9 protein-coding genes and 1 pseudogene are annotated in these 13,501 nt (G+C 70.9%); 5 read left to right on the top strand and 5 right to left on the bottom strand.

What is annotated here, in order from left to right:
* The first annotated feature begins 124 nt into the window (after positions 1-124).
* Complete coding sequence (locus ACEXOX_RS17400) at positions 125-1,336, top strand: sensor histidine kinase (RefSeq protein ID WP_406521698.1); 1,212 nt, start codon at positions 125-127, stop codon at positions 1,334-1,336.
* A gap of 20 nt (positions 1,337-1,356) precedes the next feature.
* Positions 1,357-1,988, top strand: a pseudogene (locus tag ACEXOX_RS17395) (response regulator).
* 5 nt (positions 1,989-1,993) lie between these two features.
* Here the strand turns inward: ACEXOX_RS17395 and ACEXOX_RS17390 are convergent.
* The 4 genes from ACEXOX_RS17390 to ACEXOX_RS17375 form a co-directional block, all read right to left on the bottom strand.
* On the bottom strand, positions 1,994-2,596 hold the full coding sequence (locus tag ACEXOX_RS17390; RefSeq protein ID WP_406521697.1) for a Uma2 family endonuclease: 603 nt from the start codon (positions 2,594-2,596) through the stop codon (positions 1,994-1,996).
* Between the two features lie 74 nt (positions 2,597-2,670).
* Positions 2,671-3,255, bottom strand: coding sequence for a TetR family transcriptional regulator (locus ACEXOX_RS17385; RefSeq protein WP_406521695.1), 585 nt, complete (start codon positions 3,253-3,255; stop codon positions 2,671-2,673).
* Positions 3,256-3,368: 113 nt separating this feature from the next.
* Complete coding sequence (locus tag ACEXOX_RS17380; RefSeq protein WP_406521693.1) at positions 3,369-4,376, bottom strand: aldo/keto reductase; 1,008 nt, start codon at positions 4,374-4,376, stop codon at positions 3,369-3,371.
* 178 nt (positions 4,377-4,554) lie between these two features.
* On the bottom strand, positions 4,555-5,904 hold the full coding sequence (locus ACEXOX_RS17375) for an MFS transporter (RefSeq protein ID WP_406521691.1): 1,350 nt from the start codon (positions 5,902-5,904) through the stop codon (positions 4,555-4,557).
* A 217-nt stretch (positions 5,905-6,121) separates the two neighbouring features.
* Here ACEXOX_RS17375 and ACEXOX_RS17370 point away from each other — a divergent pair, with 217 nt between their 5' ends.
* Complete coding sequence (locus tag ACEXOX_RS17370) at positions 6,122-7,036, top strand: helix-turn-helix transcriptional regulator (protein WP_406521689.1); 915 nt, start codon at positions 6,122-6,124, stop codon at positions 7,034-7,036.
* Here the strand turns inward: ACEXOX_RS17370 and ACEXOX_RS17365 are convergent.
* A complete protein-coding gene (locus ACEXOX_RS17365) occupies positions 7,009-8,499 on the bottom strand; it encodes an MFS transporter (protein ID WP_406521688.1) in 1,491 nt (496 codons plus the stop codon). The two genes, ACEXOX_RS17370 and ACEXOX_RS17365, sit on opposite strands and share 28 nt — an antisense overlap.
* A gap of 183 nt (positions 8,500-8,682) precedes the next feature.
* On the opposite strand from ACEXOX_RS17365, the gene dusB reads away from it, so the two are divergent.
* Together dusB and ppdK are read left to right on the top strand one after the other, a co-directional pair.
* The gene (dusB, locus tag ACEXOX_RS17360) at positions 8,683-9,810 is read left to right on the top strand and encodes a tRNA dihydrouridine synthase DusB (RefSeq protein ID WP_406521687.1); all 1,128 of its coding nucleotides are present in this window, start codon (positions 8,683-8,685) and stop codon (positions 9,808-9,810) included.
* Between the two features lie 430 nt (positions 9,811-10,240).
* A complete protein-coding gene (gene ppdK / locus ACEXOX_RS17355; RefSeq protein ID WP_406521685.1) occupies positions 10,241-12,979 on the top strand; it encodes a pyruvate, phosphate dikinase in 2,739 nt (912 codons plus the stop codon).
* The last annotated feature ends 522 nt before the right edge of the window (positions 12,980-13,501 follow it).

The following is a 13,501-nucleotide window of genomic DNA, read 5'->3' as shown; positions in this document are numbered from 1 at the left end:
TCTCCCGGCGAGAGCGGTCGCGGTCAGTAACACCGGTGTCCGACCTGGGGTGGCACTAGTTGCACCCCGGGAGCGGAAAGTGGCTTCATGGCTTGCCCGACAGGCCGCCGCATACCGTTTGCTCATGACCATCCCGCCGCGGCTGCGCCGTGTTCTCGTACGGCTGCGCCGCGACCTTCTCTTCATCGGCGCCGGGGTGCCGTTGCACGGCATACCGCCCCTGTTGTGCATCTGGGCGTGCCTGCACATCGCCGACATCCTCGGGCCGGGGACCACCTGGGGGACCCTGGGGCTGCTGATCCCGGTGACGCTGCTCGTCCTCTCCGCCTACGGCCTGACCGAGGCCCAGCGGTGGCGCTTCCGGACGCTGTGCGGCGTGGACCTGCCAAGGTTGCGCTTGCGTGAGGGGAAGCGGCAGTGGGGCTACAACTGCCTGATCGGGCCGCTCTTCGGGCTCCTCGAACTCGCCGTGCTGGCGGTGGTCGTGACGGCCCTGGCGGCGGCGACCAGCCTGGTGTGGATCTTCGCGGTGGACTGGCACTGGCGGGTGGAGCACCGCGGGTACGCCACCCCGCTCGGGTACGCGACCGTCGCGGGCCTGCTGGTCCTGGCCGCCGTCCCCGCCCTGGCCGGCGGCCTCGTACGGCTGGAGAACATCGTCGGCCGCGCCGTCCTCTACGTCAGCCGCTCCGAGGAACTGGAACGGCGCGTCGAGGACCTGACCGAGAGCCGGGCCGGAGCGGTCGACGCCGCCGACGCCGAACGCCGCCGCATCGAACGGGACCTGCACGACGGCGCGCAGCAGCGGCTGGTCGCGCTCGCGCTGAACCTGGGGCTCGCCAAGGCCACGCTCAAGGATCTGCCGCCCGAGGCGCGGCAGGTCATCGAGGAGGCGCACCGGGATGCCAAGGAAGCCATCGAGGAACTGAACAGCCTGGTACGCGGGCTGCACCCGGCCGTGCTGGACGAACTCGGCCTGGACGCCGCCCTGTCGGGCCTCGCGGCCCGGGCGCCGCTGCCCGTACGGCTGTGGACGGACCTGCCCGGCCGGGCCGCCCCCGCCGTCGAGGCGGTCGCCTACTTCGTCGTCTCCGAGGCCCTCAACAACGTGGCCAAGCACGCGGAGGCGACCCGGGCCGAGGTGACCGTGACCCGCCTCGGGGAGATACTGCGGGTGGTCGTCGCCGACGACGGGGTGGGCGGTGCCGATCCGGCACGGGGGAGCGGTCTGAAGGGGCTGGCCCAGCGCGTGCGCTCCGTGGACGGGGCGTTCCGGATGAGCAGCCCCGTCGGGGGCCCGACCACCATGACCGTGGAGTTGCCGTGCACGACCTGACGCCCGCCGTACGCCGCGCCGTGATCGCCGAGGACTCCGTCCTGCTGCGGGTCGGGCTGGTGAAGGTGCTGGAGACGGCCGGTTTCGAGGTGGCAGCCGAGGCCGGCGACGCGCAGGCGCTGCTGGCGGCGGTGGAGGGGCACCGTCCTGACCTCGCGGTGGTGGACGTACGGATGCCGCCCGGCTTCACGGACGAGGGGTGCGCGCGGCGCTGGAGATCCGGGAGCGGTGGCCGGACACCGCCGTACTGATGCTGTCGCAGTACGTGGAGGAGCGGTACGCCGCCAACCTGCTCGCCTCGAACACCAGCGGTATCGGCTATCTGCTCAAGCAGCGGGTCGCGGACGTCGAGGAGTTCATCGAGGCGCTGCGCCGGGTCGCCGACGGCGGGACCGCGCTGGACCCGCAGGTGGTGGCGCAGTTGCTGGTACGGCGCCGCAGCGACCCGCTGGAGCGGCTGACCGAACGCGAACGGGAGGTCCTGGCGCTGATGGCCGAGGGCCGCTCGAACGCGGGCATCGCGGGAGCGCTCGTGGTGAGCGAGTCCGCGGTGGCGAAGCACATCAACAACATCCTCGCCAAGCTGGACCTGCCGAGGGCGGACGCGGATCATCGGCGGGTGCTGGCGGTGTTGCGGTTCTTGGGGGTGTGAGGGAGTCAGGGCCGGACGAAGTCCGTAGTGTCCAGGACGCAGTCGTAGGGCTTAGGGATGGGGAGCTTGTCACCGAACGGCGCGGTGCGGCGCTTGGTATAGCCGTCCCTGGAGGGCTCCCAGAACACGGTCGTGTGCTTCTCCTGCATGTCCGCCAGCAGATACACCGGCACACCGGCACATCCGTACACAGGGAGCTTGTCGTCCCAGTCCGCGTTGCGTGTCGATGGGGAAGTCAGTTCGACGACCAGGGAAAGCGCCTCACCATCGAACTGGAACTCGTCCTCACCTTCATCGAACACGTGCGAAGCGACGCCGTAGACGTCCGGCCCATACGCCCTTCCCTGGCCAGGGAAGGTGAACAGGCTGGGAGCGTGATCAACGAAGTGCCCCTGAGGGGCGTGCGGATCCAACTGCGCCCGGATCGACCGCATGACACGCATGCAGCCACCCCTTGACCACGGCGACATGACGATGTTCCCCCCGATGATCTCTGCCCGGTAGCCGTCGGGCACGTCCAAGCTCAGGAGTGCCCGACACAGCTCCTGGAAGCCTGCCGAGCCGTGGGGAACGTCTATGGTCTTCGGTCGTTCGAGCATCACTGTCATGATGCACCTTCCCCGCGAAGTGAACCAGTCAACACTCAGCGTAGCGGGCGCCACTGACAGTCGCCGCCGTTACGTCAACTCCGCAACCCCCGCAACACCAACTCCACCACCGCCCCCAGCGCCTCCTCGATCCCCGGCCGCGACCACTCCGCCGCGTAGCACGGATCATGGAAGCGGCCGGTGGCGTCGAAGACGGCGCGGGCCAGGGTCGCCGAGTCGCCCGGCGCGAAAGCGCCCTGTTCGATGCCGTCGAGGATGATCGCCGCCAGCTGGCCGGTCAGGTCGGCGACGTGCTGTTCCACGACGCCGCCGCTCTCGCCGACCAGCGTCATGTAGGTCGCGAACAGTTCGGGGTCGTCGCCCGCCTTGTGCTGCTTCGCGGTGAACAGCGCGCGCACCCAGCGGCTCAACCGCTCCGGCGCCGGGCCGTCCTCGGTGACGAAGGCCTGCAGCCGCGTACTCGTACGGTCCAGCCAGCGCTGCGTGACCGCCTCGCGCAGCGCCGTCTTCGTGCGGAAGTGCCGGTAGACGCTGCCGTGGCTGACGCCCAGCGCGCGCGCCACGTCGACGACGGTGGCTTTGGCCGGGCCGTAGCGGCGCAGTACGTCCTCGGTCACTTCGAGGATGCGTTCGGGAGTCAGGGTCTCGGCAGGTGGCATGGCGGGCGTACGGGCCTTTCGGGTCGGGGGCGCCGGGCAGGGCGTCCTGGAGCGGACGCGAAGGCGTCCTTCCACGGACCGTACCCGTACGCTCCCCGACCGTGCCCCTAAGGTCAGCGCTCGCTGTCCAGGAGGGCCATCTGCTGTGCGGGGTAGCGGTCGCCGGCCGCGGCGTCCGCCGGGACGGCGCGTTCGATGGCCGCGAGGTCGTCGGCGTCCAGTGTGACGTCCAGCGCGCCCAGTGCCTCCGTCAGCCGGTCCCGGCGGCGGGCGCCGACCAGCGGCACGATGTCCTCGCCCTGGGCGAGGACCCAGGCGATGGCGATCTGCGCGACCGTGACGCCCTTCTGTTCGGCGATCACGCGCAGCGCGTCGGTCAGGTCGAGGTTGCGGTGCAGGTTCTCGCCCTGGAAGCGCGGGCTCGCCGCGCGGAAGTCGTCCGCGGACAGCTTGCGGTCGCGCGCGAAGTGGCCGCCGAGCAGGCCGCGCGAGAGCACGCCGTACGCGGTGATGCCGATGCCCAGCTCGCGCGCGGTGGGCAGGACCTTCTCCTCGATGCCGCGGGAGATGATCGCGTACTCGATCTGGAGGTCGGAGACCGGGGCGACGGCGGCGGCCCGGCGCAGGGTGTCCGCGCCGGCTTCGGAGAGGCCGATGTGCCGTACGTGACCGGCCTCGACCAGCTCGGCGATGGCGCCGACCGTCTCCTCGATCGGCACGTCGGGGTCGACGCGGGCGATCCGGTAGATGTCGATGTGATCGGTGCCCAGGCGCTGGAGGGAGTACGCGGCGAAGCTCTTCACCGCGGCGGGCCGGCCGTCGAAGCCGATGAAGTCGCCCTCCACGGTGCGCTGCGCGCCGAACTTGACGCTGGTCAGCGCCTGTTCGCGGCGGGCCGCGGGCGCGGTGCGCAGCGCCTCGTTGATCAGCAGCTCGTTGTGGCCCATGCCGTAGAAGTCGCCGGTGTCCAGCAGGGTGACGCCGGCTTCGAGGGCCGCGTGAATGGTGGCGACGGACTCGCCGCGGTCGCCCGGGTCGCCGTACAGGGCGGACATGCCCATGCAGCCGAGGCCGAGGGCCGAGGTCTGCGGGCCTGTGGTGCCGAGGGTGCGGGTCTGCACGGGGTGCTCCTCAGGAACGGGGGAGGGAGGTGGGTGGCGGGCCGCCACGTGCCGCGGGGGAACACGGCACGTGGCGGCGGCCCTCCTCAACCATGGCATGTGTGGTGACAGATTTCAATATCTGTCATTACGATGCCCGTCGGCCGGTCAGGGGCACCCCCGCCCCGCGCCCCCGCCCCTACCGCACCACCCGCGGCAACCGGAACGTGAGCGCCACATTGAGCGCCACCGTCGCCACCTGCGCGAGGAGCGCCACGATCAGCGCGTTCTGCACGCCCAGTGACGGCAGCAGCGTGAGGAAGAGCGTGCCGAGCGTCGCGACGCCCAGGGCCAGACCGGCCTGCTGGGTGGTGACCATCGCACCGCTGCCCACTCCGGCTTGCGCCGCGGGCAGTTCGCTGAGGACGATGCGCAGCAGGATCGGCAGGACGAGACCCTGGCCCACGCCGAGCACCGCCATGGCCGCCGCCAGGGCGGGCGCGGACACGCCGGGCCACTGCGTACGGAAGACGAGCGCCAGCGCGAGCAGCCCGGCGCCCTGGATCAGCGACCCGGCCAGCACCACCCGCCGCCCGAAGCGGGCCACCAGCCGCGGTCCGGCCAGCGACGCGAAGAAGAACGTCACGCACAGCGGGGCGAGCGCGAGCCCGGCGGCCAGCGGCCCGTACCGCAGACCGTCCTGGAGGGCGACGGCCAGCACGAACATGAACCCGCCGAAGCCGATCGAGAACGGCAGGATCACGCTCAGACCGCTGCGTACGGAGCGCAGGCGCAGCAGGGACGGCGGGACGAGCGGGGTGCGTCCGGCCCGTTCGGCGCGCCGCTCCACGACGACGAACGCCGCGGCGGCGAACGGGAAGACGGCCGGCAGCAGCCAGGACCACACCGGCCAGCCCGCCGCGCGGCCCTCGGTCAGCGGCAGCAGCAGGCTGACCATCGCGACGGCCAGCAGCACGGTGCCGGGCACGTCGACCCGGCTGGGGTGCGGCGAGCGGGTCTCGGGCACGGTGCGCAGCGCGAGCAGCAGCGCCACCGCGGCGATCGGCACGTTGACCAGGAACACCGCGCGCCAGCCGGTCCCGGCGAGGTCGGCGGCGACCAGCAGCCCGCCGAGCACCTGCCCGACGGCGCTGGCGACACCGGCCGTACCGCCGTACAGGCTGAGGGCCTTGGCCCGGCGTGCTCCGCTGGTGGTGGCCTGAATGGTGGCCAGTACCTGCGGCAGCAGCAGGGCCGCCGCCGCGCCCTGGGCGACGCGCGCCACGACCAGCGTCCAGGCGTCCGGCGCCAGGCCGCAGGCGAGCGAGGTGAGCCCGAAGGCGGCGAGTCCCCACAGGTAGAGCCGGCGCCGGCCGACCATGTCGCCGAGCCGTCCGCCGACGACGAGCAGGACCGCGTACGCGACGCCGTAGCCCGCGACGACCATCTCCAGCAGGGCCGGGCCCGCGCGCAGGTCGCGGTCGATGGTCGGCAGCGCGACGTTGACGATGAAGAAGTCGATCATCGGCAGGGCGGCGCCGAGGAGCACGGTGACCAGGCCGAGGGGGTCAGCGCGGGGTGGGTGGAACGAGTGGTGCTGGTGGTGCTGGTGGGGGCGGACTCGGAGGTCCGGGCGGGGACGGTTCGTACGTCGGTATCGCTCACGAGGAAGACGATCGCCTGCCGCTCAAGGGGGTACCAGAGTCTCCTTATCCTGGTACCGGTGCTACCTGGCAACCCGCTGAGCACTCCGGCATCCTGGGATCATGACCGCCACCATGCCGGAGAGAACGCCGGGGAGAACGCCGGAGAGAACGCCGGAGAGAACAGGGCCCGCCCGGACCGACGGCGACGTCAGGCGCGGCGAGCTGGCCGCCTTCCTGCGCAGCCGCCGCGAGCGGATCACTCCGGAGCAGGTCGGTCTGCCGCGCGGCCTCCGCCGCCGTACACCGGGCCTGCGCCGTGAGGAAGTCGCCCACCTCTCCGCCGTCGGTGTCACCTGGTACACGTGGCTGGAGCAGGCGCGCGACATCAAGGTCTCGCCCCAGGTGCTGGACGCCGTGGCCCGCGCGCTCCAGATGGACCGGGCCGAGCGCGGCCACCTCTTCGCGCTGGCCGGTGTGACCGACCCGGTGCGCGGCAGCGAGTGCACGGGTGTGTCACCGGCGATGCGGCAGATGCTCGACCGGCTCACGCCGTTCCCCGCCGCCGTCCAGAACAGCCGGTTCGACCTCCTCGCCTACAACAGCACCTACGGGCGGCTGCTGTGCGACGTGGACGCGCTGCCCGAAGAGGACCGCAACTGCCTGTGGCTGGCGTTCACCCACGCGGAATGGCGGGCGAGCCTGGTGGACCTGGACAAGACGCTGCGCGTGATGGCCGCCAAGTTCCGTGCCTCCATGGCGGGCCATGTCGCCGAGCCGCCCTGGAAGGCGCTGGTGGCGCGGCTGGAGGCGGCCTCGCCGGAGTTCCGCGAGATCTGGGCGCGCCAGGAGGTCGTACGGCCGGTGAGCCAGTCCAAGCTCTTCCGCCAGCGGGACGTCGGCCTGCTGCGGCTGTCCTCCACCAACCTGTACACCGGTCCCGGCCCAGGGCCCAAGATGATCACCTACACGCCCGACGACGAGGCGACGCGCGAGAAGCTGGAACAGCTTCAGGCTCTGATCCGCGCGGAGGGCTGACCGCCAAGTCCCTGCGGCGGGGCCTGGTCCCCCGTGGACTCCAGGCGTTCCGCGGCACGGCGCGCCGTGCCCTGCGCCCAGCGGCCGGTGGTCAGCGCGCCCAGCAGCAGCACGGCCGCGCCGCACCCGGCGATGATCCACCAGGCGGGACGGCTCGCCTCGACGAACCGGCTGCCGGTGGCGGCGGCGCGGGTGCCGCCGGCCAGTACGGCGCCGATCACCGCGACTCCCAGCGAGCCGCCCACCTGCCGGCTGGTGGAGGCGATGGCCGCGGCCACACCGGCCTGGGTACGGGGCATCCCGGACACCGCCGTATTGGTGATGGGCGCGTTGACCAGCCCGAAGCCGATGCCGAAGAGCACGTACCCGGTGAAGAGCAGCGGTGTGCTCGCCTCCGCCTCGAAGCCCGCGAACAGCACCCCGCTGGCCGCCATCGCCAGCCCGGCCAGCAGCAGCGGCAGCCGCGGCCCCACCGAGCCGACCAGCCGACCGGACAGCGGCGCGAAGACCAGCGTCATGCCCGCCATCGGCAGCATGTAGAGGCCCGCGTCCAGGGCGGACAGGCCCCGCACGTCCTGGAGGTAGAGCGTGTTGACGAAGAGGAAGCCGCTGAGGGCGGCGAACGCGCAGACCGCCACGACGGTGGCGCCGCTGAACGGTGCGCTGCGGAAGAACCGCAGGTCGATCAGTGGTTCGGTGCGGCGCCGCTCGTACAGCAGCAGTCCGGCGAGCGCGGCGACGGCCGCCGCGACGAAGCCGAGGATCAGCGGCGAGGTCCAGCCGGCGGCCGGTGCCTCGATGATCGCGTACGTGAGCGCGCCGAGCAGCACGATCACCAGCAGCTGGCCGACGGGGTCGACGCGGCGCGGCCTGGGCGCGCGCGACTCCGGTACGTAGCGCAGGGTCAGGAACAGGGCGAGCGCCCCGATGGGGACGTTGATCCAGAAGATCGCCCGCCAGTCGACGGTCTGCACCAGCAGCCCGCCGACGATCGGCCCGGCCGCCATGCTGATGCCGACCACGCCGCCCCACACACCGATCGCGCGGGCCCGCTCCTTCGGCTCGGTGAAGGTGTTGGTGATGATCGACATGGCGACGGGGTTGAGCATCGAGCCGCCGACGGCCTGCACCATGCGGAACGCGACCAGGCACTCCAGGTTCGGCGCCAGGCTGCACAGCAGTGAGCCGAGCGAGAAGACCACCAGGCCCGCCTGGAAGACCCGGCGCCGGCCGAGCCGGTCGGCGGTGGAGCCGGCCAGCATCAGCAGCGAGGCGAGGACCAGGGTGTAGGCGTCGATCGTCCACTGCATCCCGGAGACCGAGGTGTCCAGATCCTTCTGCAGGGACGGCAGGGCGACGTTCAGGACGGTGTTGTCGAGGCTGACGATCAGCAGGCTCATGCAGCAGATCGCCAGGATGAGCAGACGCCGCCGGTGACTCGGCTCGGGACTCGGCTCGGGCATAGGTGAACGGTACAACGAACGGGGGCCGGCGGCTGCGGAGCGGCCGCCGGGCACGGGCGCGACGGGCCGCCGCGGGCGCCTGTGACCAGGGGACCTACGGCACTGGCGGAGCAGCCGCGGGAGTGCGCGACAATGGGAGGTCGCTCAGTCCGCCCGTCGACCGCCGAAGGAAACCCGCTCCTCATGACTCAGCTGCAGATCGGCCCGCACGCGGTGCAGCCGCCCGTGGTCCTCGCGCCGATGGCCGGGATCACCAACGCCCCCTTCCGGACGCTGTGCCGGGAGTTCTCGGGCGGCAAGGGCCTGTTCGTCAGCGAGATGATCACGACGCGGGCGCTGGTCGAGCGCAATGAGAAGACCATGCAGCTGATCCACTTCGACGAGACGGAGAAGCCGCGCTCCATCCAGCTGTACGGCGTCGACCCGGACACCGTCGGCAAGGCCGTCCGCATGATCGCCGAGGAGGACCTGGCCGACCACATCGACCTGAACTTCGGCTGCCCGGTGCCGAAGGTGACCCGCAAGGGCGGCGGCTCGGCCCTCCCGTACAAGCGGCACCTGCTGCGCTCCATCCTGCGCGAGGCGGTGGGCAACGCGGGGGACCTGCCGGTCACCATGAAGATGCGCAAGGGCATCGACGACGACCACATCACCTTCCTCGACGCGGGCCGGATCGCGGTCCAGGAGGGCGTCACGGCCATCGCGCTGCACGGCCGGACCGCGGCCCAGCACTACGGCGGTACGGCCGACTGGGACGCCATCGCGCGCCTGAAGGAGGCCGTGCCGGAGATCCCGGTGCTGGGCAACGGGGACATCTGGTCGGCGGACGACGCGCTGCGGATGGTGCGCGAGACCGGCTGCGACGGGGTGGTCGTGGGACGCGGCTGCCTCGGGCGGCCGTGGCTCTTCGGCGACCTGGTGGCGGCCTTCGAGGGCACCGGTACGTACGCGAAGCCGACCCTCAAGGAGGTCGCGGCCGTGATGCTGCGGCACGCCACGCTGCTGGGGGAGTGGATCGGGGACGAGGCGCGCGGTGTCATCGACTTCCGCAAGCACGTCGCCTGGTACACCAAGGGCTTCTCGATCGGCTCGGAGTCCCGTAAGAAGCTGGCAATCGCCTCGTCGCTGGACGAAATGGACGCTCTGCTGAGCGAGCTGGATCTCGACCAGCCCTGGCCCGTGGGTGCCGACGGCCCCCGTGGCCGCACATCTGGCCGGAACCGGGTGGTCCTGCCGGACGGCTGGCTGGACGACCCGTACGACCGTACGGGCGTCACGGCCGACGCGGAACTGGACACTTCGGGCGGCTGAGGAGCAAACGCGACGCGAGAGGCCGGGCGGAAGCCCGGCCTCTCGGCTTTCGGCAGGTCCGATTCCGGGTCCGCGCGGCGGTGCCGGGCCCGGCGCGACGGCGTGATTCTCGCCACCTCTGATAGGGGTCACGCTCAGATGAGCGTTTCGCGAGGGAGTGCACCTCTCCAATAGGTGGCACTGGGTGCCACCCATCTCGCGTTCGCAGGTTCAAGTGAACATCGCGTTCCGTGACCGTTCGGCGCGTCGGTGCTCGCGCTGCGCCACCATGCCTTCAGTGCCTGAAGCCTGACCTCCGTCCGCGGTGACTTTCGATCTGCTGGCGTACGACGGGTTACGGGCGTATGTCGACCGAGTGGACGTACCCAGACGCCTTCGATCTGGGTATGTTCCTCGCCGTCAGGGCAGTCCGCGGCGAGGAGAGAGTCCCGTGCCGGAAACACAAGATCCCCACGTAACCCCGTCCGAGCCTTCGAAGTTCGTCTACGACTTCACCGAGGGCAACAAGGACCTCAAGGACCTTCTCGGCGGCAAGGGCGCCAACCTCGCCGAGATGACCAACCTGGGGCTTCCCGTTCCGCCCGGGTTCACCATCACCACCGAGGCGTGCAAGGTCTACCTCGACAGCGGCCAGGAGCCCGCGGCACTGCGTGCCGAGGTGTCGAAGCACCTGGAAGCGCTCGAAGCGACCATGGGCAAGAAGCTCGGCCAGGCCGACAACCCCCTTCTCGTATCGGTGCGTTCCGGGGCGAAGTTCTCGATGCCCGGCATGATGGACACCGTGCTGAACATCGGCCTGTCCGACGCGTCGGTTTCCGGCCTCGCCGCCCAGGCCGGCGACGAGCGCTTCGCGTGGGACTCCTACCGCCGTCTCATCCAGATGTTCGGCAAGACCGTGCTCGGCGTGGACGGCGACCTCTTCGAGGAGGCGCTGGAGGAGGCCAAGCAGGCCAAGGGCGTCCGCGTCGACGTCGACCTGGACGCGGCCGACCTGAAGAACCTCGTCGGCCGGTTCAAGGACATCGTCTCCAAGGAGACCGGCCGGGACTTCCCGCAGGAGCCCCGCGAGCAGATGGACCTCGCCGTCCGCGCGGTCTTCGACTCGTGGAACACCGACCGCGCCAAGCTCTACCGCCGCCAGGAGCGCATCCCCGGCGACCTCGGCACCGCCGTCAACGTCTGCTCCATGGTCTTCGGCAACCTCGGCCCGGACTCCGGCACCGGCGTCGCCTTCACCCGCGACCCCGCCAGCGGCCAGCAGGGCGTCTACGGCGACTACCTCCAGAACGCGCAGGGCGAGGACGTCGTCGCCGGCATCCGCAACACCGTGCCGCTCGCCGACCTCGAAAGCATCGACAAGCCGTCCTACGACGAGCTGATGCACATCATGGAAACCCTCGAAACGCACTACAAGGACCTGTGCGACATCGAGTTCACCATCGAGCGCGGCAAGCTGTGGATGCTCCAGACCCGCGTCGGCAAGCGCACCGCGGGCGCCGCCTTCCGCATCGCCACCCAGCTCGTCGACCAGGGCCTGATCGACGAGGCCGAGGCGCTCCAGCGGGTCAACGGCGCCCAGCTCGCCCAGCTGATGTTCCCGCGCTTCGACGAGAACGCGAAGGCGCGGCAGATCGGCCGGGCCATCGCCGCCTCGCCCGGCGCCGCCGTCGGCAAGGCCGTCTTCGACTCCTACACCGCGGTCAAGTGGTCCCGCTCCGGCGAGAAGGTCATCCTGATCCGCCGTGAGACCAACCCCGACGACCTCAACGGCATGATCGCCGCCGAGGGCATCCTCACCTCGCGCGGAGGCAAGACCTCGCACGCCGCTGTCGTCGCCCGCGGCATGGGCAAGACCTGTGTCTGCGGCGCCGAGGAGCTGGAGGTCGACACCAAGCGCCGGTGCATGACCGCGCCCGGCGGCATCGTGGTCGAGGAGGGCGACGTCGTCTCCATCGACGGTTCCTCCGGCAAGGTGTACCTCGGCGAGGTGCCGGTCGTCCCGTCGCCGGTCGTGGAGTACTTCGAGGGCCGGATGCACGCCGGTGCCGACGACGCCGACGAGCTGGTCAAGGCCGTACACCGGATCATGGCGTACGCGGACCGGGTGCGCAGGCTGCGCGTACGGGCCAACGCCGACAACGCCGAGGACGCCGCCCGCGCCCGCCGCTTCGGCGCCCAGGGCATCGGCCTGTGCCGCACCGAGCACATGTTCCTCGGTGAGCGCCGCGAGATGGTCGAGCGTCTGATCCTGGCCGACACCGACGCCGACCGCGAGGCGGCCCTCGGCGGCCTGCTGCCCCTCCAGAAGGCCGACTTCGTCGAGTTGTTCGAGGCGATGGACGGCCTGCCGGTGACGGTGCGCCTCCTGGACCCGCCGCTGCACGAGTTCCTGCCCGACATCACCGAACTCTCCGTACGCGTCGCCCTCGCCGAGTCCCGCAAGGACGCCAACGAGAACGACCTGCGCCTCCTCCAGGCCGTGCACAAGCTGCACGAGCAGAACCCGATGCTGGGCCTGCGCGGCGTCCGCCTCGGCCTGGTCATCCCCGGCCTGTTCGCCATGCAGGTACGGGCCATCGCCGAGGCCGCGGCCGAGCGCAAGAAGGCCGCCAAGGGCGACCCGCGCGCCGAGATCATGATTCCGCTGGTCGGTACCGTCCAGGAGCTGGAGATCGTCCGCGAGGAGGCCGAGCAGGTCATCGCCGAGGTCGAGCAGGCCCGCGGCGTGGACCTCAAGCTCACCCTCGGCACGATGATCGAACTGCCCCGCGCGGCGCTGACCGCCGGCCAGATCGCCGAGTCCGCCGACTTCTTCTCCTTCGGCACCAACGACCTGACCCAGACGGTCTGGGGCTTCAGCCGCGACGACGTCGAGGCCAGCTTCTTCACCGCCTACCTGGAGAAGGGCATCTTCGGCGTCAGCCCGTTCGAGACCATCGACAAGGACGGCGTCGGCTCCCTGGTCCGCAGCGCCGCCGAGGCCGGCCGCGCCACCCGCCCCGACCTCAAGCTCGGCGTCTGCGGCGAGCACGGCGGCGACCCGGAGTCGGTGCACTTCTTCCACGAGGTGGGCCTGGACTACGTCTCCTGCTCCCCGTTCCGCATCCCGGTCGCCCGCCTCGAAGCGGGCCGCGCGGCGGCGGAGTCCCTGGGCAGCGACAGCCGCTGAACCCGTAACACCCGGTAGGCCAACCGGAGTTGGTGTCGGACCGTACCGACCCTCACCCTGACGCCGGCTCCGGAACCCGACGAGGGCGGCACCTGTGCGGAGGTGCCGCCCTCGCTTTTCTCCGGACTCCCCCTCGGGAGCTGCCGTCAGCCATGTCGGCCTGGTTGACGGCCTTCCACGGCAAATGCTGAGCGGTCGGTCATTGCCTCGTCACCCCCCACGGGATCGAGCAATCCGTTCCATTCGCACTGCCGTCGAATTGAGTTACAGCTTTCCCTGTGCGCGGTGTTGGCGCGACCCCTTTCAACTCTGGCCAAAAGGGCGTGGTGACAGGCTGTGTCTGCGTGCATACTCAGATGGCCGGGGGTCGACTAGGGAGCATTGGTGGGGGTTCGGTGCTACGCGTCCATTTCAGTGGACCGGATCTGGCCCGGGTGCGCATTGCCGCGCGCCCTGACGTGCTGTGGGAGACCGTTTTAAGTTTTCACCGACTACGCGACCGGCGGCCCGGCACGGCCTTCG

The organism is Streptomyces sp. Ac-502 (genome assembly GCF_045222935.1).
Lineage (GTDB): Bacteria > Actinomycetota > Actinomycetes > Streptomycetales > Streptomycetaceae > Streptomyces > Streptomyces monomycini.
This window is presented reverse-complemented; position numbering and strand designations above follow the sequence as displayed.